Below are 21,767 nucleotides of genomic sequence, written 5' to 3'. Positions count from 1 at the left end.
CCACGCGGACCGGGCCCCACCACTCCCCCAGTGCCGCTCGTCCCGCCCACCCCCCGACGGAGACATCCCCGTGAGTGACGGCCTGATCAACCCGGACGCGATCCCCATTCCCGCGGCCAACACCTGGGAACTCGAATCCGCCGCCGCTGGCATGAAGTCGGACGGCGGCGACATCTCCCAGGCGGGCCACGACATCAAGTCCACCTGGGCCGGTCTCCAGTCCGTCTACAGCGCCCCTGAGTCCGAGACGCTCTTCGCCGCGGTGGACCCCGTGTCGACCAAGGGCGACGACGCCGAGACAGCCCTGAACACGGCGGCCCAGGCCCTGGAGACCTTCGCCGAGACGGCTCAACGGATCCGTGGCGAGCTGTTCGCCGCGCAGGGCGAAGCCCGTCAGCTCCTCGCCGACATCGAGGGTGACGAGGACTGGAACAGCGGCGAGCACCCCTTCGACTTCGAGAGCGAGAAGGGCCAGGAGCACGACGCCCTCCTCAGCCTCATCAACGGACTGGTGCACGAGTACCAGGAGGCCGAGCGGACGTGCGCCAACGCGATCACCGGTACGTTCGGCGGCACGACCTTCATCGCGGGCGACGCCGAGGGCACTACCCAGCCGGGTGCCGACGAGATGGTCTACGGCTTCGATGAACCGCTGGAGAACGTCGCCACACCGTGGGGCACCCCGCAGGGCATCGACCACTTCTGGACCGTGGACGCCGCCTTGGCGGCCTGGGACGTGGTGCGGGGCAGCGTCGAGGACGTGGGAGGCGCGGTCGGAGCCTACGGCGAACCGGGGTGGTTCACCGGCGACTGGGGTGACAACTTCGACGCCTACTGGGGCGACGTCCTCGCTGGCATGGGAGCGGCGGCCGGGGTCTGGAACCCGGAGACCCAGGACTGGACGAACAGTTTCGGAGAGGGTGTCCAGGTCAGTACGGACGCCGGACTCAGTGCCCTGCACGGGTTCTTCCCCTGGACCGAGTTGGAGGAGCGCCCCGGATACGCGTGGGGCACGCTGGGCACCAACGCGGCCTTCATCGTGGGCGGCGTCGCGTTGTCCATGACGGGTGTGGGGGCCGTGGTGGGCGTTCCGATGGCGGCCTCCCGCCTCACCCGCATCTTCGGCGGCATCGGAAGCGGGGAGGGCGTACCTGGCGGAGGCGAGGGCTCCGGCGGATATGACGGCTCCGAAGGCAACGGCAACGGTGGCAACCGGCCCCGGTCTGAGGGCTCCGGCTCGCAGAGCCCGCAGGCCCTGGAAGAGGGCGGCATCAGTGCCGACGACCACTACGAGTCCTCCGGCATCGGTGGGATGAACGAATCCCTCTCCGAGTTGGAGAACAGCCAGACCCAGGGACCGCCCACCACTTCTAGCGAAGAACCAGCTCCCACACCGACGCCTGAGCGTTCCCCTGAACCGAGTCACCAGCCTGATGCTGAGAAACCGGCTCCTTCCCTGGAGAGTGACACCGACTCGGACGCTCCCGAGCAGCGTCCCGAACAAAACGAGCAGCGAGACCCGACCGCGCAGGAGGTCGACGAGGCCTTCGCTGAGCTGGCGCGGAACAATGACGACCTCGCGAACGACACGGACTCCGTCGATGACGGCCGCGCACCGGTCTTCAGCGACGACGACCTCTGGGCGATGAGCCCTCTGGAGGACTCCGGCTCCAACGGTGGCGCGGGAGCCGACTCGCGGATTCCGGTCGCCTCCAGCGGCGCAGAGCTGCGCGCTGACGGCACGTTCGACAACAGCGCCAACCCTAGCTCGGGAGCACAAGGCGACAGCGACCCGGTCACCGTCCACGAGGACCAGAGGCCAGCCACCGGCGACTCACGCTCCGGAGGACCGCCCGAACCTCCCAGGCCACCCGGCCCTCCGGGACCCAGTTTTCCCGATCCTTCCGAAGGAAAAACTCCCGATGCACAGTACCCGGAGGAATCCCAGAGCCTGACACAAGGCGACGGAGAGACAGATCCGGATATTCTTAATTCAAGACCAGGCGATGGCTACTACTTGGGAACAGGCGAGTTTGTCGATGTAGGCCACAGAGACGCGTCGGGCGCCTACGTTGACGAGTTCGGGGACAGATTCATCGATGTCCCCCAGTCCCCCGAAGCCGCCAACACCTACCGGCGAGTGATTAACTCAACAGAATCAACACAAGAAATTCACCAGAGCACTGGATACAATCTGGACGTCCTTAACCAGGTCAAAGAACACCTATTCCTGAGGGAACACACCAATGTTGCAACTCCACCAACCGGGGAAACCCTGAACGGAAAATTCGCCCCCGTAAACCACATAGCCGAATTCTGGGAACTCGCAGAATCTGGCGACATAAATCTCCCCGAAAAAAGCCAAGAGGCGGACAAATTCCACCGGCTGTTGATACACGAGTATGTGGAAAGCCGACTCATGGAGGCCGGGATCCCCTACAGGGCACATGGACCCGAGATGTGGGACGAGGGCGTCTATTTCCCCAACCCTGATCAGCACGGAGCCCATGACATCGCTCCCCATGAGCATAATCAGGACATCTTCATCGTCTGGAGGCGGTACGGTATACCAGAACCGGATTTCGAAATAGCAGACGATCTCTCCAATATCGATGATATCGTAGACATCGTCATCGGGTTCAAAGGACTAAAATGAGCAACTCTGCACATGAGCTAGCCGAACGCCTGTCACGCGTCGACTGGCGAGGAAATTTCGACCACACGCGCTCCAGGGTCGCTTTGATGAAGGAGTACCTTCGACGATCAGCCCTGTGGGCACACCACCTCAACGCCAAGGCTTGGCCGTTTTTCGACCCCGCCGATATCATAAACCCCGACGTGCGCGCCAGCAAAGAAACCATTTCAATGGTTACAGAAAACGAGGACCTTCTTCAGAATTTCTCCCTGGTGAAGGACACCTGCATCTGGGCACTGCACTTCAGCGCTTTGCGCGACGCAGGAGAAGAGCTTCCTGACATCCCGGACATGTTCAGCCCGCTCATCATCTTCTACGAGCGAGGCGGCGGTTTCGGGATTGACACGACCAGACTGATCCAGATAGACGATGCCGCCATGGGCCGAGGATCCGCACTTCAGTATCGCGAGAAAGAACCCCAGGCCTCGCTTGATTCAGCCATGTTGGACATCTTGGACCAGTAGATCACCACGCCACAAAAAGGATACCAACACCAGAAAAAAGCTACATTCTGAAAATAAATGATCCTATTCCCACCCGTGCGATGTGGAAAAGCTATGAGATGAAATACCCAGCAAGATACTCGTCGTGACCGACCGTGTTTAACCTGAGGACTCCGATGACACACGACGTGGTCGCCCTTCTGGAGCGGGCTCCCACCATGCGCGGGCTGACACACGCGCTGGTACAGGCTGGGCCCGACCTGCGCGTGCGCTCAATCGCCGAGGGAGCCGTCATCCAGCTCCGCGACGGATCCGGGCGACTGGTCGCTGCGGTCCAGGCCGCGCAGAAGCTCGCCTCCCCGAGCGAGGCAGACAGGCTGCTCGCCCAAGGCATCGGCGACGACCTGCCCGCCCAGCCCTACTGGGTGGAGGCCCTGGCCGCGGAAACCGGCCCCGGCGAAGCCGACACCGCCGGGATGGTGCGTCGCTTCGCGGACTCCCTGGTGGCTCAGTTCGGCGGCGTCGTGTGGCAGTCTCCGTCATCCCTGCGGCGTGACGACCCTCTCCTGCTCGGGGCGACCGACCACCCGGCCGTCACCCTGACCACCGACCGGGTCGCCCTGGCGATACAGGACCGGACGGTGGTGCCGATGACCACGTGGCTGGGTGACGCCATCACCACTCACACCCGTGAGGGACGGGGCTTCCAGTTGGTGACCCCCTCCAGCTCACGGCTGACCCACGTCCTGCGCTCGTCCCTGGCCCACCCGATGACCCGGTGGGTGGTGCGTACCCCAGAGGGCAGGTACCACGACGGATTCTCCGGTCTCCCCCTCGCCTGGCACGAGGAGTGGGGCTTCGTTGGTGATCCGTCAGCGGACACAGCCGGCAAAGTGCCCGGGGGCGAGGCTTCGGGCACGCACCTGCTGGTGGACCTGTCCCTGCTCCACCCCGCCGAGGGGAACCTGCTCCTGGGTGGCGGGGTGGAGCTGCTGACCCAGGCCCTGGCCGGGGCCGTGCCCTCCCTGTGGGGCACCAGCGAACCCACACCGTTGTCCTGGGACACCGCCGACCTCACCGCGGTGGCACGCAGGCGCGCCCCCAACGCCTCGTGGTTCGTCCTCAACGGTCCGCCGCCGGAAGGAGGAGACAGTCCCTTCACCGGAACGCTTCGCGTCACCAGAGTCCCGGACGGAGTACAGGAGCACGTCACCCTCGCGATCGGCTATCCTCCGGGCGCCGAACCGGACCTGACCGTGCTGCCCGGCCTGGTCGAAGAACTGGCCGCCCGGGGAGACCTTCGGACGATCAGCGTGCGCAGGCGCTCCGGACGCCCGGACCTCACGTACGAGTCCGGCTCGACGGACGTGGCGATTCAGGTCGGGTTGGGCATCGGGGCGGAGGCGGTGGCTTCCCTCGGTGTCGAGCACGCCCTGTCCGCGCCTGTGGAGGGTGTGCCGTTCGGCCCGCCGCTGACCCCGGCCGTCTGGTACCCGATCGGGGACGGCACTGATCCAGAGGACCGCAGACGCTCACGTGAGCTGATGGAGCACCTCCGCCCGGGAGCCCCCGCTCGGGGCGCTCACACCCGTGAGGCCGGTTGACCGTCTCCGGCCCGGCCGGGCCCACGACAAAGCCCCGGGCGCGTGGAACAGAGGCGGCACCGGGGCGTTCTCCGCAAAGATAGCCTCTCCGCATGCCTGGTGTCGATGATGACGTTGACCTCGTGTGGAGTCGGCTCTCCAAGCCCCGGATGGCCCCCTACCTCGACAGGACCGGGGGCGACAGACGCGCCGCCCTCGCGGTGTACGAGTGGAGCGGCCACACGGCCGCGGCGGCGTTCGAGGACGTCGGCCACCTGGAGGTCCTGCTGCGCAACACCCTGGACCGCTGCCTGCGCGACCACTACAGGGAAGACACCAGCGGCATCCCCTGGTTCCTCATGCCCGTCCCCGGTGGCGAGTACGTCGGCGAGGCCGTGGGGTTCGTACGCCAGCGCCTGCGCGGGAACACCACGCGCTTCCCCGCCCCCCGCGAGACGCGCGACCAGATCGTGGCGGGCCTGACCTTCGGGTTCTGGTCCGGCCTCGTGGGCGCCAGGTACGAGCAGCTCTGGCGCGACTGCCTGCACCGGGCCTTCCCGCACTCCTCGGGGCAGCGCAAACAGGTCTCCGTCGCCCTGGACGGGGTGCACAAGTTCAGGAACCGCCTGGCTCACCACGACTCCATGCTCAACGTCGACATCCCCTTCGAGATCCGGCGGATCTTCGAGGCGGCCGGGTACATCGACCCCCGGGTGGCCGCCTGGCTCAGGCGGCGCAGCCGGGCGATGCGGGTGTACCGGCAGCGCCCCGTCGACACCGAGGACACCGTGGTCGTGGCCGCCGACGACGCCTGGCCGCTCTACCAGGAGTGCCACGCCTACGTCTGCCGGGCGGGCCGCTTCTTCCGGGACGTGGAGCGGATCGCCTTCCACTCCGACGGGGAGGTCAGGGCCGCGGTGCCCGCGATCGTCCACCGGCGCGACCAGGTCGAGTGGACCCCCGGATCCGCCGCACAGCTCCTGGCCTCGCCGGACGGCGACGACCGCAGGATCGCCGAGGTCATCCGGGCCTCCCGTGCCCTGGGATGGCAGGAGGGCCGCTACCAGGTCTTCCTCCTCAGCCGCGACGGGGACTCCCGCCACCGCGAACTGTCGGCCGACCTGCCCGATGAGCGGGCTGGAGACGGAGCCGTCCTCACCCGGGACCAGCGCTACACCTCACTGCACTTCCTCCAGGCGGCGGAGACGACGGCGGACCTGTGATCCGCCTGTCCGCACGTGTTGTCCACAGCCTGTGGACAACGGATCTCTGCACCCGGACTGGTATACGGTCGGCCGCATGCCCCACGTGCTGCACATGACCGAACTCGAACGCTGGACCTCCGGCGGCGGCGACATCGAGGCCGACTCCCTGCGCACGCAGGGGTTCGTGCACGCCTCGCCGGACGAGCCCACGCTGCTGGCGGTGGCCAACGCGTTCTACGCCGGCGCCTCCGGGCAGCTGGTCGCCCTCGTCGTGGACACCGACGCGGTCGGCCGCGAGGTGCGCTGGGAGGCCGCCGAGCCCGCCCCGCCGCCGGGCGTGGGGGACGACGTCCTCTTCCCGCACGTGTACGGGCCGATCCCCCGAGCAGCCGTGACAGGCGTGCGCTACCTGCGCCGCGACCCCTCGGGCCGCTACACGGGCGCCGAGGAGCGGCCCGCCACGGCCGAGGCGCTGGACCTGCTGCCGCACCCCGAGGGCGGCTGGTACCGGCAGACCTGGCACAGCGGCGTCACCGTGCGCCCCGAGGGCTACCCGGGACCGCGGCCCACCGCCACCGGCATCCACTTCCTGCTCGGCCCCGGGGAGGAGTCGCGCTGGCACCGGGTGCGCTCCGACGAGGTGTGGGTGTTCAACCGGGGCGGGCCCCTGGTGCTGGAGTACGGCGGCACGGGAGGGGCGCCCGAGCCCGACGGACAGGTGACCCTGGGCTCGGGGATCGAGCGGGGAGAACGCCTCCAGGCGGTGGTCCCGGCCGGTACCTGGCAGGCCGCCCGTCCGCTGGGCGGCGAGGAGGCGCTGGTCAGCTGTTTCGTCTCCCCCGGTTTCGACTTCGCCGACTTCGAGGTGGTCTGACCTCACCCGATCCTCTGCCGCACCCGGTCGGCGAGGTCCCCGTCGCGCGCGATCCGGGCGAGCCCGGCCGCCAGGCGCGCGACGTCGTCGCCCTCCACGAGCCTGGCGAGCTTGTCCCCGTCCTCCGGCAGGCCGACCTTCCTGGCTCCGCCCAGCACGTACTTGTCGGTGTAGGGCCGCAGCCAGGGCCACACCGCCTGGACCTCGCGGCAGAACATCACGGCGCCGGTCGGCCCGATGCCGGAGAACTCCTGGACCATCGACTCCACCCGGCTCGCCCGGTGCTCGGAGCGCTCCCCGAGTCTGCGCAGGTCGCCCTGGTACTCCTCGCGTACCCGGTCGACGCACTCGCCGAGCCGGGTGGCGGTGCTCTCGTCGTAGCGCACGTAGTGCCCGCGCCCCAGCGCGTCCACGCGGTCCTGCCAGCTGAGCGAGGCCATCCCCTCGGGGGTCGTGCCGCCCGCCTCGTTGAGCTCCCTGGCGGCGGCGATCGCGATCCGCGCCGAGATGCGCGCGGACAACAGGTTCACCAGCACCAGCAGCCGCCACAGCGCTGAGGGTCTGTCCGCTATCCGGATCCCGGCCTCGGCGGCGAGGGTCGTCCCCGCCTCGTCCACCACGGCGCGGGCGACGTCGGCGTTCCTGGCCATCTCCCGGCCCCCTTCCAGGTGTGGTCGGATGCGTCCTGGTACAGGGCTGATACCCGGCCGGAGGGCGCTGACGCGCTTGTCCACAGGGCCGTGTACGGCCCCTTCCCTCCCGGCACCGGACACGGGAGAGCCCCGGATCCGGGTCCCGTCCCGGTTCCGGGGCTCCTCCCCGCCGCGGCGCCCCGCGCCGGGCTCAGGCGTGGCTCAGTCCGTTGCGGTGGGGCGGCGCGTCGCTGTGCTGGCCGACGCTGGACGGGATCGTGTGGCGCGCCTTCCCCTTGTCGATGCCGAGGAAGCGGTTGAGGTGGCCCTTGCGGCCCACCACGAACCAGGCGATCGCCCCCAGCAACGGGAACCAGAGGATGAAGATGACCCACAGCAGCTTGCCGCCCACGGAGGTGTCGCGGTCGACCAGCGCCGAGATGATCGCGGCGAGGAGCAGGACCAGCAGCGCCAGGCCCACGAGCGCCAGGATCACCCCGAAGATCCCGCTCATCCAGGTGACGGCCGTGTCCGCGCGTTCCGCGAGGTTCGTGATCATGGTTTCCCCCAACAAGGCGCACTCCCTATTATTACGCAGAGTAACTGCTTGCGCGGGGGATCCCGTGGCGTCACCCGGTTTTCGGGCGTTTCCACTACGCAAGGACGGAGTTCCGATTCCGCGGTGACTTTCCGAACGCGGGCCACTACTTTCAGGTAAGGCCACCGGTCGGGCCTCCGCGCTGCTTTACTGGGAACCATGGGCGAGCTTCGGCGATCTGGCAGGTTCACTCCCCTCCTCCCCCCCGGATTCCCCACCGGAGACGGTGGCGGCCCCGGCACCGGCGACCACCACGTCCCCGTTCCCACGGCGGAGCGCAGAGACCAACGGGCGATGGGAGGCCGCGCGGCCGAGGCCCCGTAGCCGTGGGCAGGCAACCCAGGTACCTGTGGCTGGCCGAGCAGCTGCGCGGGCCGATCCTGAGCGGGGAGCTGCCGCCCGGCACGCGTCTGCCCTCCCGGACCCGGCTGGCGCGCTCCTACCGCGTCAGCGAGCAGATCTCCCGCACCGCGCTCCGGCTCCTGGTCACCGAGGGCCTGGTCGAGTCCAGGCCCGGCTCCGGGTACTACGTGCGCACCGTCCCCGAGCTCTTCCGGATCTGCCGGACCGACTCCTCCTCCGGCTCCGGTCTGGGACGGCTCAGCCGCGAGGCGATCGGCACCGAGCAGGAGCAGTGCGCGCCGCCGCTGAGCCTGCGGCTGCGGCTGCGCGAGGGAGAACCGGTGTACCGCACCACCTCACGCGGACTGTCCTCGGAACTGCCCATCACCCTGCACCGGTCCTGGGAGCCCGCGTCCCTGACCGCGGGCACCCTGCGCACCCCCTTCGACAGCTCGCCCGGCAGCGGACTGCTCGAACGGCTCAGCGCGGCGGGCCACCCCGTCGACCGCGTGGTGGAGGAGGTGGGCGTGCGCGCCCTGCGCGACTCCGAGGCCTCCCTGCTCGGATCGGCGCCGGGGGTGCCCGTGCTGGTGGTGGAGCGCACCCACTTCAGCGGCAACCGGCCGGTGGAGACCTCCGACCTCATCGGTTCGTCCGAGCAGTGTCGACTCCTCTACAAACTGACACTGGCCCGACCCCGCCGCCCCGGCGACCCGCGGCGGTACTGACCCGGGCACACGCGGGCCCGGCGCCCTCCGGGGCGGGCGCCCGAACGCCGACCCCGGACACGCGCGAGGGCGGCGGCTCCCTCCAGGAGGAGGGGGCCGCCGCCCTCACCGTTCGCCGAACACCACGCCGGTGCGGACACCACCGGACGCCTGCTCCGCCCAACCGTTCCCCATCACCCGGAGTGATCGGCTGGAGTCGCCCGACGGTGTGCGCGGTCAGGCCTGGGTGAACTCCCTGGCCACGACCTCGGCGATCTGCGCCGTGTTGAGCGCCGCCCCCTTGCGCAGGTTGTCCCCGCACAGGAACAGGTCCAGCGACCTCGGGTCGTCCAGCGACTGGCGGATGCGGCCGACCCAGGTCGGGTCGGTGCCCACGACGTCGGCCGGGGTCGGGAACTCGCCGTTGGCCGGGTCGTCCTGGACCTGGACGCCCTCCGCGGAGCCGAGCAGCTCACGGGCGGCGTCGGCGGGCACCTCCTCGGCGAAGGACGCGTGCACGACCAGCGAGTGGGTGGTGATCACGGGGACGCGGACGCAGGTGGCCGAGACGCGCAGGTCGGGCAGACCCAGGATCTTGCGGGACTCGTTGCGGACCTTGAGCTCCTCCGAGGACCAGCCGCCGTCCTTGAGCGAACCCGCCCACGGAACGACGTTGTAGGCCAGCGGCGCCGGGAACGGGCCCAGCTCGCCGACGGCGGCGCGCACGTCGCCCGCCGTGTCGCCCAGGCTGCGGTCGGCACCGGCCTTGGCCATCTGGTCGCGCAGGGTGTCGATGCCCTCCTGGCCGGCGCCGGAGGCGGCCTGGTAGGAGGAGACCACCAGGTCGGTGACGCCGTAGGCGCGGTGCAGGGCACCGATGGCCACGATCATCGACAGGGTGGTGCAGTTGGGGTTGCTGATGATGCCGCGCGGACGGTTGCGGACCTGGTCCGCGTTGACCTCGGGCACCACGAGCGGGACGTCGGGGTCCATGCGGAACGCGCCGGAGTTGTCGACGGCGACCGCGCCGCGGGCGGCGGCGACCGGCGCCCACTCCTTGGACACCTCGTCGGGGACGTCGAACATGGCGACGTCCACTCCGTCGAAGACCTCGGGGGCCAGGGCCTGGACCACGACGTCCTCGCCGCGCACGCGCAGGACCTTGCCCGCGCTGCGCGGGGAGGCGACGAGGCGGATCTCGCCCCAGACGTTCTCGCGCTGGGTCAGGATGTCCAGCATCACGGTGCCGACGGCGCCGGTGGCGCCGACGACGGCGAGGGTGGGAAGACGGTTGCTCATCGGCCGGTACCTCCGTACACGACAGCCTCGACCTGGTCGGCGTCGAGCTGGAACTCGCTGTGGGCGGCGCGGACGGCCGCGTCGATCTGGTCCTCCTCGACGATCACCGAGATGCGGATCTCCGAGGTGGAGATCATCTCGACGTTGGTGCTCGAACCGGCGATGGCGTCGAAGAAGCGGGCGGTGACGCCCGGGTAGGAGCGCATGCCCGCGCCGATCAGCGACACCTTGCCGATCTTGTCGTCGTAGCGCAGGGACTCGAACCCGACCTTGTCCTGCACCTTCTTGAGCGCGGCGACGGCCTCCTTGCCGAAGTCCTTGGGGACCGTGAAGGAGATGTCGGTGCGCGAGGTGGAGACCGCCGACACGTTCTGGACGATCATGTCGATGTTGATCTCGGCGTCGGCCAGGGCCCGGAAGATCGTCGCGGCCTCACCGATCTTGTCGGGCACGCCGACGACGGTGATCTTGGCTTCGCTCCGGTCGTGAGAGACACCGGAGATGATCGGCTGTTCCATGCCTTCGCTTTCCTCGACTTCCGGGACAACCCAGGTCCCTGGCTTCTGGCTGAAAGATGAACGGACGTGAAGGGGGATGTTGTACTGACGCGCGTACTCGACACAGCGCAGGTGCAGGATCTTGGTCCCGGACGCCGCCATCTCCAGCATCTCCTCGTAGGAGACCTGGGGGATGCGCTGGGCGGTCGGCACGATGCGCGGGTCGGCGGTGAACACACCGTCGACGTCGCTGTAGATCTCGCAGGCGTCGGCCTCCAAGGCGGCGGCCAGCGCGACGGCGGTGGTGTCGGAGCCGCCCCGGCCCAGGGACGTGATGTCCTTGGTGTCCTGGGAGACGCCCTGGAACCCGGCGACGATGCAGATCGCGCCCTCGCCCACGGCCTCCTGGATCCGGCCCGGCGTCACGTCGATGATCTTGGCGTTGCCGTGCAGCGACGTGGTGATGACACCGGCCTGGGAACCGGTGAAGGACCTGGCCTCGAACCCCAGGTTCTCGATGGCCATCGCCACGAGTGCCATGGACATGCGCTCACCAGCGGTGACCAGCATGTCCAGTTCGCGGGCTGGCGGCATCGGGCTGACCTGCTCGGCCAGGTCCAGGAGTTCGTCGGTGGTGTCGCCCATGGCCGAGACCACGACGACGACGTCATATCCCGCCTTTTTCTGAGCGACGATCCGCTGGGCTACTCGCTTGATGGCTTCCGCGTCTGCCACGGAAGACCCACCGTACTTCTGCACGATTAGGGCCACGATCGATGCTCCTGAGGAGTTGGGATCAAGACAATGAAATGGAGTGTAGCCACAGACGTCCTCGTCCACCCCATCTGACCTGCGACGGGAGGGCGTGGCGTCTTGACACACCAGCGGTGGGGCTTACCCGGCCAGGCGGAGGTTACTCGTGTTTCGCGCGGATGAACGGCGAATGTGAGCTAGAACTCCAGGCTGCGGCGGCCCTCGAAGGCACGGCCGAGGGTGACCTCGTCGGCGTACTCCAGGTCGCCGCCGACGGGCAGGCCGCTGGCCAGACGGGTCACCTTCAACCCCATGGGTTTGACCAGCCGCGCCAGATAGGTCGCGGTGGCCTCCCCTTCCAGGTTGGGGTCCGTGGCCAGGATCAGCTCGGTCACCTGGCCGTCGGCCAGGCGGGTCATGAGTTCCTTGACGCGCAGGTCGTCGGGGCCCACGCCCTCGATGGGGCTGATGGCGCCGCCCAGGACGTGGTAGCGGCCCCGGAACTCGCGGGTGCGCTCGACGGCGACGACGTCCTTGGACTCCTCGACCACGCAGATGATGGCGGGGTCACGGCGGGCGTCGCGGCAGATGCGGCACTGGTCCTCTTCGGCGACGTTGCCGCAGACCGAGCAGAAGCGCACCTTCTCCTTGACCTCGACGAGCGCGCTGACGAGGCGTTTGACGTCGGCGTGCTCGGCGGACAGGAGGTGGAAGGCGATACGCTGCGCACTCTTCGGACCGACGCCGGGCAGCCGCCCGAGCTCGTCGATCAGATTCTGCACCGCGCCTTCGTACATCGCCTACCCATCAGTGCCGGACCGGATCTGTCGGGGCGGTCCGCATCCCCACCCCCACCGTATCCGGCGCGGCGGACCCGCGCGTACGCGGACCGGCGCCCGGGGCGGAGCCGGGACCAGGACCGCCCCACCCGTCGTGATCTTGTACTTATAGCGGGCTTCGAGCACCGACATCGACTATAAGTACAAGATCATCGCAGGTCAGATCCCCCGCCTCACACCGGCGACAGTTCCGGGCAGGGCTAGAAGCCGGGAAGGCCGGGCATGCCGCCGGGCATCCCGCCGCCGCCCAGGCCCTCGGCGAGCGGGCCCATCTTCTCCTGCTGGAGCCGCTCCACCTGCGCCTCGGCGTCGCGGATGGCCGCCAGGACCAGGTCCGCGACGGTCTGGGCGCTCTCGGCGGGGTCGGCGGGGTCGATCGCCTCGGGGGCGACGGTCACGTCCTCGACCTGTCCGCGCCCGCTCAGCCTGACCTTGACCAGGCCGCCACCGGAGGTGCCCTCGACCTCGGCGTCCTCCAGCGCCTGCTGGGCCTCCACGAGCTGCTGCTGCATCTGCTGGGCCTGCTGGAGCAGGGCCTGCATGTCCATTCCGCCAGGGTTCACGGCTGTCTCCTCGCCGCACTCTTGGTGCTGGGTCTCGCTGTTGTGTCGCTGTTGCTGTGAGCGTAACCGGTCATCAGCGCACATGCGGGCGGACCGTTCGGCCGAGAGAGGGGACGGACTGGTCACCGGGTCGGGACGGCGCTGGTCGCGGTGCGCACCGGGGGTCAGGAGGGCCCCTCGACTCCGTCCGGCCCCTCGGAACCGCCCCGCCCGGCCGACGCGGCGGAGTCGGCGCTGCGGGGCGGGACCGCCCGCCGGGGTGCACCGCGCCCCGGCGGGAGGACGACTCTCCCGAAAGGGCACCTACCAGGAGTGAGAACCAGGAGTGGCGCTAACATCACTCTCGGTTGAAAAGGTGTTCTGCGGGACACAGGAGTCCCGGTAGTGCCCTCGGGCACCACCGGTAGCGCTGAGAGCCACGGGGGAGTGAGGACGTGTTGACCGCCAGAGAGCGCCACTCGGCGCTGGTCGAGGCGATGGTCGCGGACGGCACGCTGACCGACGCCGCCCTCACCGACACGTTCCGGTCGGTGCCCAGACACCGGTTCGTCCCCGAGGTGGGCGCGCTGACCGCGCACGGGGCGGCCCTCAACGCCAACAGCAACCCCGAGCGGTGGCTCTCGGCCGTCTACGCCGACAACGCCATCGTCACCCAGGTCGACGACCCCGATCCGTCCGCGTACCGGGAGGCGCCCGATCCCCGGCTTCCCGGGTTCCGGGCACCCGACCAACGGGCCTCGGAGCCCCACGAGCAGCGCACCCGCGACGACCGGGAGCCCGAGCCCTGGAACCAGGGACCGAGTGGACCCGGCCCCCGGGAACGGGCTGAGGCGGCGACCTCGTCCGTCTCGGCGCCCCGCGTCCTGGCTCGCCTGCTGGAGCTGTCCGACCTCGCCAACGGGCAGCGGGTCCTGGAGGTGGGCACCGGGACCGGCTGGAACACCGCCCTGCTGGCGCACCGGCTCGGCGACAGCGCCGTCACCTCCGTGGAGACCGACCCGCGCCTGGCCGGGGTCGCCCGCGAGGCCCTCCGAGCGGAGGGCTACTCCCCCGCCGTCCACCTGGCCGACGGCTACGAGGGCTACCCGCCCGGCGCACCCTACGACCGGATCACCTCGACCTGCGGCGTGCGCCGCGTGCCGCCCGCGTGGGTGGAGCAACTGCGCCCCGGCGGCCTGGTGGTGTGCCCGTGGGGGCTGCTGGAGGGGGCCGGGGTGATCGCGCGCGTGGAGTGCGCCGGGGACGGCTCGGCCCGGGCGAGCTTCCACGGCGGTGTGGGGTTCGTACCGCTGAGGACCCCCGACGGCCAGCCCCGCCCGGTACGGGACTCGGGGCAGCAGCCCGACGAGTACCGGCTCACGCAGACCGACCCCGTGGCGCCGCTGATGACCTTCCCGTCGGCGTTCGCGCTCTCGGTGATGGTGCCGGGCTGGCGGGTGCGGCGGCGGTGGATCGGCACCGGGTCGGGCGTGTGGGTGTTCGACCGGGGTGGCGTCTCGTGGGTGCGCGTGTACCCCTACGGCACCTCGTGGATGATCGAGCAGGGCGGCCCGAGGAGCATCTGGGACGAGTTCGAGGAGGCCCTGGAGCTGTGGACCCGGTTGGGCGCGCCCGGCCCGGACCGGTTCGGGCTCTCGGTGGGCGCCGACGGCACGCACCGGGTGTGGCTGGACTCACCGGACGGACACGGCTGGACGGTGTGACCGCCGCGGGGCGGGGACCCCGGAACCGGGCTCCGGACGGGAAGCCATGCGCGCACCGGTGGCGCACGGCGAGGGATCGCGCGGGGTGCGCGAACGCCGACGGCCCCCTCGGAGGGGGGCCGCCGCCGCGCGCTCACGCCTGTCCCTGGGCGCCTTCGGTCTTCTCGGACGCCGCGTTCGCGTCCTTGTCCTGCTTCTCGCGGAGCTTGCGCAGCAGCTCCTGCTTGCGTTCCACGGCGTCGTCGCTGGGGCCGCCCCGGCCGCCGCCCTTGCCTCCGCGAAGCGTGGAGCGCGAGACGGTGTTGCGCTGTCCGCCCATGCCCAGAAGATTGTCGCTGTTCCTGCCCACGCGGACCTCCTTTCCCTCCAGGCGAGGCGAAACGCCTCGCCAAGTCGATCCGACCTCCGTAGGATATCGGCACCAAGACGATACGTCTCGTCATTTTGCAGCGGTTAACGTGGCAGGTATGGCAGAGAACACCACACAGGAAGAGACCGGGGTCCGCCGCACTCCCGACCCCCGCCGCCGCAGCGAACGCGCGCGGCGCGCCATCGTCGACGCCGCCGCCGAGCTGATGGGCGAGGTCGGCTACGCCAGGCTCACGGTGGAGGCGATCGCCGCCAGGGCCAGGGTCGGCAAGCAGACCATCTACCGCTGGTGGCCCTCCAAGGCGGCCGTGGTCCTGGACGTGTTCACCGCGCTGACCGGCGGGGTCGCCGGTGAGCCCCTGCCCGACACCGGAGACCTGGCCGAGGACATGCGGACGGTGCTCCGCGCCACGGTCGACGAGTTCCGCATCCCGGAGATGGACCGGACCACGCGCGCGTTCACCGCCGAGATCCAGCAGGATCCGGCCTTCGCCGAGATCGTCCAGGAACGCTTGTTGGGCCCGAACACGCGCGTGTTCGAGGACCGGCTGCGCTCCGCCGTGGCGGCGGGCGAGGTGGACCCGGAGATCGACCTGCGGCTGGCCACGGAGCTGTTCCTCGGACCGTTCCACCAACGTTGGCTGCTGCGCACCGGGCCGCTCACACACGAGTACGTGGACGAGCTCGTGGACATGGTGCTGCGCGCGCTGCGCCCCCGGAACTAGCCGCGAGGACGCCCGTCACCCGCGGACGCGCGGCCGAAGGCCAGCGGTCCGGAGGACCACCCGCCCGAGGGCGAACCACCGGCAGAGGCGCGTCCGGAGGCCGTTGGCCCCAGAAGAGCCGGGTCCGGGGACCCGGGCCCTAGAGGGACGGGTCCGGGGCCTCGTGTTCGATCTCGTCGATGACCCGGCCGCCGAGCTCGGACTCGATCAGCCCGGCGCCCGACGCCCCCGAGGCACCGGAGGACGCGGAGGACCCCGCGCCGCCGGGGCCACCCGCGGAGGCGGTTCCGGCAGGCGGTGCCGCGGTCTCGGGCCGCGGCGGAGCGGGTTGGGGCGCCGGGGCCCGGACGGGCTCGGGCACGGGCGAGGAGTCGCCGTACTCGGGCGGCGGCGCGGCGGCCGCGTCCTCGTAGGGGTCGGGCGGCGGTTCCTGGAGTCCGGTGACGATACGGTCCGGCGGCGGACCGGTCGGCGCGGACTCCGGGGGCGGTGCGGGACTCGGAGCCGAAGCGGGCTCCGCTCCGGAGGCCGCCTGCGGCGCGGGTTCGGGCGCGGCGGGCCGTGCGGGCTCGGCGGCGGGCGCGTCCCATCCGGCGGGCTCGGACCTGCGCGCGGGGGCGGCGGAGGCCGTGACCGCGCTGCCCGCGGCGGCGACGCGCACCTCCATACCCAGGACCTGCTGGATCGCGGCGGCCACCACCTGGTCGCTTCCGCTGTTGCTGAAGCCTTTGGCCTCGTTGGGCTTGGAGAAGCCGAGCAGGACGGCGTTGCCCTCCACACCGACCGGACGGACATCACTACTGAGCAGGACTGACCAGGTGAACTTACGGAGGCGCATGATCGTGCCCATGATCTGGTCCCAGGCGCCCTGTACGCGCCCCAGGTCCAGAGAACCACCGGACGCCGCGGGCGCCTGGCTCCGCGTGGGGGCGGCCTGGCGGGCCGGGGCGTCCCAGCCCGCGGGCTCGGACCGCTGCTGGACCGGGGCCGGGGCGGCGGGGGTCTCCGGAGGGGCCGGAGCGACCGCCGGGGCCGGAGCTGCGGAGGCGCGCACGGGTTCGGAGGGCACCGCCGGGGAGGCCGGGGTGACCGGCGCGGGAGCGGGAGCGGGCTGGACCGGCGCGGCGGGAGGGGCGACGGCGCCCGAGGCGATCCGGCGCTCCATCTGCTCCAGGCGGGCCAGCAGGGCCGCGCCCTGGTTTCCGTCCGCGGCCGGAAGCAGCACCCGCGAGCACATGAGTTCCAGCAGCAGCCGGGGCGCGGTGGCGCCGCGCATCTCGGTCAGGCCCTGGTTGAGGATGTCGGCCGCGCGGCTCAGCTCGGCCGGTCCCAGGCGCGCGGCCTGGTCCTTCATCCGCTCGGTCGCCTCCGGATCGACGTTGACCAGGCCCTTGTCCAGGGCGTCGGGCACGGCGGCCAGGACGACCAGGTCGCGGAAGCGCTCCAGCAGGTCCGTGGTGAACCGGCGGGGGTCGAGCCCGCCCTCCACCACGCGGTCGACCAGGCCGAACACGGCGGCGCCGTCGCGGGCGCCGAGCGCGTCGACCATCTCGCCGAGCAGACTGGAGTCGGTGTAGCCCAGCAGGGAGACGGCGCCCTCCCGGGTGATGCCGCCCTCGTCCGAACCGGCGATGAGCTGGTCCAGCACCGAGAGCGTGTCGCGCGCCGAGCCCGCGCCCGCGCGCACGACCAGCGGCAGCGCGGCCGGATCGTAGGAGACGCCCTCCTCCTTGAGCAGGTCCTCCATGAGCTCCCTGAGGGTGCTCGGCGGGATCAGGCGGAACGGGTAGTGGTGGGTCCGCGAGCGGATCGTGCCGATGACCTTCTCGGGCTCGGTGGTCGCGAACACGAACTTCAGGTGCGGCGGGGGCTCCTCGACCAGCTTGAGGAGGGCGTTGAAGCCCTCCCGGGTCACCATGTGCGCCTCGTCGATGATGTAGATCTTGTAGCGCGAGCTGACCGGGGAGAAGAAGGCGCGTTCGCGCAGGTCGCGGGCGTCGTCCACACCGCCGTGGGAGGCGGCGTCGATCTCGATGACGTCGATGCTGCCGCCGCCGTCGGGGGCCAGGGCCACGCAGGAGTCGCAGGTGCCGCAGGGGTCGGGGGTGGGGCCCTCGGCGCAGTTGAGGGAGCGGGCCAGGATGCGGGCGCTGGTGGTCTTGCCGCAGCCGCGCGGACCGCTGAACAGGTAGGCGTGGTTGATCCGTCCGCTGCGCAGCGCCTGGCGCAGCGGGTCCGTCACGTGTTCCTGGCCACGCACCTCGCCGAACGTCGCGGGCCGGTACTTGCGGTACAGCGCGATGCTCACGGTGTGATTCCTCCCCTGGTCCCTGCCACGTGTCCATTCAACCCGCGAACGGTGACAGCTCGCGCCGGTTGACGAGGACCGGGAGGGGTTCGACCGGGCCGGAGAAAGAGAAAGGACCCCCCGCGCACCCGCCAGAGCCCATTTATCCTTGCTGCCTTCCGGCCCTGGGGAGGTTCATAGGGTGACGCCGCACGAGGGGTCTGCCCCGAGTGTATCCGAACCCCGGACTGCTCGGGCACCCCCGTGCCCAGGCCCCCTCCCCCGGAGCGCGTCGGCCTCCGGAAGGCGGGCATTCGGACGGAACACACCTCCCGGACCGGGCGTCTCATCTCGGGCAGAGGGCCCACGGGCCCCGGACCGGCACACCACGCAACCTCTCAGAGATCATGGACGACATGGGCATGCTCGACCAGCTCGATTCCACCGACAGCTCCACGGAGCGCCGCGACCTCATCGTGGCCACGCTGGAGAACGCCTTCGCGGACCTGATGGCCGCCGACCCGGCGGCGTTCCGCGTCAAGTTCCGCAAGATGGCGGCCAACCCGTTCGCCTTCTACCGGGGCAGCGCCGCGCTCTTCTACAACGACGTCTCGGGCATGGACGACCCCTGGGCCGACGAACGCACCTCACGGGTGTGGATCCAGGGCGATCTGCACGCGGAGAACTTCGGCACCTACATGGACTCCACCGGGCGGCTGGTGTTCGACGTCAACGACTTCGACGAGGCCTACCTCGGCCGCTTCACCTGGGACATACTCAGGTTCGCGGCCAGCATCGGGGTCATGGGCTGGCAGAAGGCCCTGTCCGACGAGGACATCAGCACGCTCCTGCCGTACTACATCGACGCCTACATCGCCCAGGTGCGCGAGTTCGCGACGACGGGCAACGACTCGGAGTTCTCCCTCAAGCTGGGCAACACCGACGGCACCGTGCACGACGTGCTCCAGCAGACGCGGCTCAACAGCCGCGCCGAGATGCTGTCGTCCATGACGACCCGCGACGGGTACACCCGCCGCTTCGCCGAGGGCCCCCGGGCGCGCCGCCTGGACGACGCCGAGCGGGAGCGGGTCCTGGCCGCCTACGAGGCCTACCTGAACACCATCCCCGAGGACCGGCGGTACGCGTCGATCAACTACGCGGTCAAGGACGTGGTGGGCAGCGGCGGCTTCGGGATCGGATCGGCGGGCCTGCCCGCCTACACCCTGCTCATCGAGGGCCAGTCGGAGGCGTGGGACAACGACGTCGTGCTGTCCATGAAGCAGGGCAACGTGGCCGCGCCCTCCCGGGTGGTGACCGACCGGCGCATCATGGACTACTTCCAGCACCACGGGCACCGCACCGCGGTGTCCCAGCGGGCGCTCCAGGCGCACGCCGATCCGCTGCTGGGCCACACCGAGATGGGCGGCGTGGGCTTCGTGGTGAGCGAGGTCTCCCCCTACACCAACGACCTGGACTGGGACGACCTCACCGAGCCCGCGGAGATCGTGCCGGTACTGGACTACCTGGGGCGCGCCACCGCCAAGGCGCACTGCGTGTCCGACTCGCACGCGGACGTCACGCTCGTGCGCGGCCAGACCGAGGAGGCGGTCATGGCGGTGCTCGACGGCCGCGAGGCGGAGTTCACGCGGTGGTGCGTGGACTTCGCGCACCGGTACGCGGCCCAGACCCGGGCCGACTACTCGCTGTTCGTGGACGCCTTCCGCAACAACGCCATCAGCGCGGTGAGGTCCAGCCGGGCCCTGTGATCCCGGCGCCGGGGAGCCCGGTTCCGGTGCCGCTCGGAGGTGCCCGGGAGGGGCCGCGAAAACCTGTTCAGAGCACCCCTGAAGGCATGTAGAGTTGTTCGCGGAGGATTCGCCTAGTGGCCTAGGGCGCACGCTTGGAAAGCGTGTTGGTGGCAACGCCTCAGGGGTTCGAATCCCCTATCCTCCGCGGAACGGAAGGCCCGGAGCGCACAGCGCTCCGGGCCTTCGTCGTTCGCGGTCCCGGTCGGCGGTCCCGGTCGGCGGTTCCGGGGCGGCGGTCGCCGTCCCGGAACCGCTACCGCAGTAGTGGGACAACAGCCGCGGCCGAATCCGCGGCGCGCCGATCAGGGCGCGGGCGGAACGCCGTCCGCGAGGACCAGGTCCAGCAGCCCCGGGAAGCGGGCGCCCAGCTCGTTGCGGCGCAGCGTGATGTAGAGCCTGCGCCCGGCGCGGCGCTGGCGGATGACCCCGCTCTCACGGAGGACCCTCCAGTGGTGGGTCATGCTCGACTTCGGGATGCCGGAGAGGACCTCCCCGCAGAACCTCTCCTCGCCGTCGGCCAGCGCGCGCACGACGTCCAGGCGGACGGGGTGCCCCAGGGCGGCCAGCACGTCGACGAGCTCGATCTCCGAGGTGTCGGGGTGGTGCAGTACGGCCATGGCGCCACTGTACGCGAATTTCGTATCGATCAGGGAGCACGGAGCTTGACACCTACTGTTCGTTAGTACGAATATTACGTACGTTCGAACATTGAACGCCCGCCCTCGCCGACGGGCGCCCCACCGGAAGGAACCCCCGTGTCCGCACCCCTGACCGCCCCCTCGGTCGGCCCCCTGGACGACGCCGCACTGGCGCGTTCGCTCGACGGCGATTTCTCCAGCCGCCACGCCGACGTCAACGGCGTCCGCCTGCACTACGTCGAGGGCGGCTCCGGAACCCCGCTGCTGCTGCTGGGCGGCTGGCCGCAGACCTGGTGGCAGTGGCACCGGGTCATGCCCGCGCTGGCGCGCCGCCATCGGGTGATCGCCGTGGACCTGCGCGGCATGGGCGGTTCCGCCAAGCCCGCCGACGGCTACGACAAGAAGACGATGGCGCGCGACGTCCGCGAGCTCGTCCGACACCTGGGCCTGGAGTCCGTGGACGTCGTCGGCCACGACATCGGCGCCATGGTCGCCTACGCGTACGCGGCCAACCACCCCGAGGCGACGCGGCGGATCTGCATGCTGGACGTCGCACACCCGGACGACGGGTGGTCGGAGTTCCGGCTGCTTCCCGCCCCCGGCCAGGCGGTGAACACCCCGGTGGGGGACGGCGGGCACCCCCTCCTGTGGTGGTTCGCCTTCAACCAGGTCCTGGGACTGCCGGAGAAGCTGCTGGAGGGGCGCACCCGTGTACTCGTCGACTGGCTCGCCGAACACGCCGCCAAGGACCCCGGCTCCATCGACGAACGGTCCCGCGAGGTCTACGCCCGCGCCCTCTCCACCGCCGACGCCGTCCGTGCGGGCAACGCCTGGTACCGGGCGTTCAACACCGACATCGCCGACGAACGGACCTACGCGCCCGTGTCGGCGCCGATCCTCGTGCTCGGCGGTGAGCTGAGCAACCACGCCTCGCTCCGCGAGGTGATGCCCGCCAAGGGCACCGACGTGCGCGTGCTCAAGGTGAAGGACTGCGGCCACTACGTCCCCGAGGAACAGCCCGAGGTGGTCATCGACGCGCTGGAGTCCTTCCTCGTCTGACGCTCCGCCTCCGGTACGGCGCTGCCCGCCGTGCGCGGGCCCCTGCGGGGCACCCGCGCACGGCGGGCAGGGATCGCCGAGGGCACTCGCGACCTTTTTGCAACTTGTTGCATAATGAGTGCGGGCCGACCGGACTCCGGCCCGTGAG

Annotated in this window: 19 protein-coding genes, 1 tRNA gene and 1 other RNA gene; 11 read left to right on the top strand and 10 right to left on the bottom strand. The window is 70.4% G+C overall.

Going from position 1 to position 21,767, the window contains the following annotated elements:
* Positions 1-70 precede the first annotated feature (70 nt).
* The 5 genes from FYW99_RS05730 (at position 71) to FYW99_RS05710 (ending at position 6,800) form a co-directional block, all read left to right on the top strand.
* Positions 71-2,656 (top strand): MSCRAMM family adhesin, encoded by a 2,586-nt coding sequence (locus FYW99_RS05730; protein ID WP_150250924.1) that lies wholly within the window; start codon positions 71-73, stop codon positions 2,654-2,656.
* Positions 2,653-3,159, top strand: a complete 507-nt coding sequence (locus tag FYW99_RS05725) for a hypothetical protein (RefSeq protein ID WP_150250923.1) — start codon at positions 2,653-2,655, stop codon at positions 3,157-3,159. Before FYW99_RS05730 ends, FYW99_RS05725 begins: the two co-directional genes overlap by 4 nt.
* Before the next feature lie 155 nt (positions 3,160-3,314).
* Positions 3,315-4,742, top strand: coding sequence for a DUF6177 family protein (locus FYW99_RS05720; RefSeq protein WP_150250922.1), 1,428 nt, complete (start codon positions 3,315-3,317; stop codon positions 4,740-4,742).
* A gap of 92 nt (positions 4,743-4,834) precedes the next feature.
* Positions 4,835-5,944 (top strand): hypothetical protein, encoded by a 1,110-nt coding sequence (locus FYW99_RS05715; RefSeq protein ID WP_223838769.1) that lies wholly within the window; start codon positions 4,835-4,837, stop codon positions 5,942-5,944.
* Positions 5,945-6,020: 76 nt separating this feature from the next.
* Positions 6,021-6,800 (top strand): cupin domain-containing protein, encoded by a 780-nt coding sequence (locus tag FYW99_RS05710; RefSeq protein ID WP_150250921.1) that lies wholly within the window; start codon positions 6,021-6,023, stop codon positions 6,798-6,800.
* 2 nt (positions 6,801-6,802) lie between these two features.
* Here the strand turns inward: FYW99_RS05710 and FYW99_RS05705 are convergent, their stop codons facing one another.
* Together FYW99_RS05705 and FYW99_RS05700 are read right to left on the bottom strand one after the other, a co-directional pair.
* A complete protein-coding gene (locus tag FYW99_RS05705) occupies positions 6,803-7,450 on the bottom strand; it encodes an endonuclease (protein ID WP_150250920.1) in 648 nt (215 codons plus the stop codon).
* A gap of 193 nt (positions 7,451-7,643) precedes the next feature.
* Positions 7,644-7,991 carry a PLD nuclease N-terminal domain-containing protein gene (locus tag FYW99_RS05700; RefSeq protein ID WP_150250919.1) on the bottom strand — a complete coding sequence of 116 codons (348 nt, stop codon included), beginning with the start codon at positions 7,989-7,991 and terminating at the stop codon, positions 7,644-7,646.
* Between the two features lie 365 nt (positions 7,992-8,356).
* Here FYW99_RS05700 and FYW99_RS05695 point away from each other — a divergent pair, with 365 nt between their 5' ends.
* Positions 8,357-9,100: a GntR family transcriptional regulator gene (locus tag FYW99_RS05695; protein WP_150250918.1), complete on the top strand. Its 744-nt coding sequence runs from the start codon at positions 8,357-8,359 to the stop codon at positions 9,098-9,100.
* Positions 9,101-9,316: 216 nt separating this feature from the next.
* Here the strand turns inward: FYW99_RS05695 and FYW99_RS05690 are convergent, their stop codons facing one another.
* From FYW99_RS05690 to FYW99_RS05675, 4 genes are all read right to left on the bottom strand, one after another.
* Positions 9,317-10,378, bottom strand: coding sequence for an aspartate-semialdehyde dehydrogenase (locus tag FYW99_RS05690; RefSeq protein WP_150250917.1), 1,062 nt, complete (start codon positions 10,376-10,378; stop codon positions 9,317-9,319).
* Positions 10,375-11,646: an aspartate kinase gene (locus tag FYW99_RS05685; RefSeq protein WP_082768385.1), complete on the bottom strand. Its 1,272-nt coding sequence runs from the start codon at positions 11,644-11,646 to the stop codon at positions 10,375-10,377. The genes FYW99_RS05690 and FYW99_RS05685 overlap by 4 nt, the downstream gene beginning before the upstream one ends.
* 179 nt (positions 11,647-11,825) lie before the next feature.
* A complete protein-coding gene (gene recR, locus FYW99_RS05680; RefSeq protein WP_150250916.1) occupies positions 11,826-12,425 on the bottom strand; it encodes a recombination mediator RecR in 600 nt (199 codons plus the stop codon).
* Between the two features lie 242 nt (positions 12,426-12,667).
* Positions 12,668-13,015 (bottom strand): YbaB/EbfC family nucleoid-associated protein, encoded by a 348-nt coding sequence (locus FYW99_RS05675; protein ID WP_150251190.1) that lies wholly within the window; start codon positions 13,013-13,015, stop codon positions 12,668-12,670.
* Between the two features lie 452 nt (positions 13,016-13,467).
* Between FYW99_RS05675 and FYW99_RS05670 the strand changes: the two genes are divergently transcribed.
* Positions 13,468-14,733 carry a methyltransferase domain-containing protein gene (locus tag FYW99_RS05670; protein ID WP_150251189.1) on the top strand — a complete coding sequence of 422 codons (1,266 nt, stop codon included), beginning with the start codon at positions 13,468-13,470 and terminating at the stop codon, positions 14,731-14,733.
* Positions 14,734-14,866: 133 nt separating this feature from the next.
* Here the strand turns inward: FYW99_RS05670 and FYW99_RS05665 are convergent, their stop codons facing one another.
* Complete coding sequence (locus FYW99_RS05665; protein WP_190394565.1) at positions 14,867-15,082, bottom strand: DUF6243 family protein; 216 nt, start codon at positions 15,080-15,082, stop codon at positions 14,867-14,869.
* Positions 15,083-15,200: 118 nt separating this feature from the next.
* Between FYW99_RS05665 and FYW99_RS05660 the strand changes: the two genes are divergently transcribed.
* On the top strand, positions 15,201-15,827 hold the full coding sequence (locus FYW99_RS05660) for a TetR/AcrR family transcriptional regulator (protein ID WP_150250915.1): 627 nt from the start codon (positions 15,201-15,203) through the stop codon (positions 15,825-15,827).
* A gap of 139 nt (positions 15,828-15,966) precedes the next feature.
* Here the strand turns inward: FYW99_RS05660 and FYW99_RS05655 are convergent, their stop codons facing one another.
* Both FYW99_RS05655 and ffs read right to left on the bottom strand, forming a co-directional pair.
* Complete coding sequence (locus FYW99_RS05655; RefSeq protein ID WP_150250914.1) at positions 15,967-18,135, bottom strand: DNA polymerase III subunit gamma and tau; 2,169 nt, start codon at positions 18,133-18,135, stop codon at positions 15,967-15,969.
* A gap of 108 nt (positions 18,136-18,243) precedes the next feature.
* Positions 18,244-18,339, bottom strand: an RNA gene (ffs, locus tag FYW99_RS05650) — signal recognition particle sRNA small type.
* 182 nt (positions 18,340-18,521) lie between these two features.
* Here ffs and FYW99_RS05645 point away from each other — a divergent pair.
* Positions 18,522-19,880: a DUF2252 domain-containing protein gene (locus FYW99_RS05645; RefSeq protein ID WP_150250913.1), complete on the top strand. Its 1,359-nt coding sequence runs from the start codon at positions 18,522-18,524 to the stop codon at positions 19,878-19,880.
* Between the two features lie 102 nt (positions 19,881-19,982).
* Positions 19,983-20,067 (top strand) — tRNA-Ser (locus FYW99_RS05640).
* A 157-nt stretch (positions 20,068-20,224) separates the two neighbouring features.
* On the opposite strand, the gene FYW99_RS05635 is transcribed toward FYW99_RS05640, so the two are convergent.
* Positions 20,225-20,539 carry an ArsR/SmtB family transcription factor gene (locus tag FYW99_RS05635; RefSeq protein WP_150250912.1) on the bottom strand — a complete coding sequence of 105 codons (315 nt, stop codon included), beginning with the start codon at positions 20,537-20,539 and terminating at the stop codon, positions 20,225-20,227.
* A gap of 138 nt (positions 20,540-20,677) precedes the next feature.
* On the opposite strand from FYW99_RS05635, the gene FYW99_RS05630 reads away from it, so the two are divergent.
* Entirely contained in the window at positions 20,678-21,619 is a 942-nt protein-coding gene (locus tag FYW99_RS05630; RefSeq protein WP_150250911.1) for an alpha/beta fold hydrolase, read from the top strand.
* Positions 21,620-21,767 lie beyond the last annotated feature (148 nt).

Origin of the sequence: Nocardiopsis deserti (genome assembly GCF_008638355.1) — a bacterium.
GTDB classification, from domain to species: Bacteria; Actinomycetota; Actinomycetes; order Streptosporangiales; family Streptosporangiaceae; genus Nocardiopsis; species Nocardiopsis alborubida.
Note: the sequence above shows the minus strand (reverse complement) of the source record. Positions and strands in the feature narration are given on the sequence as shown.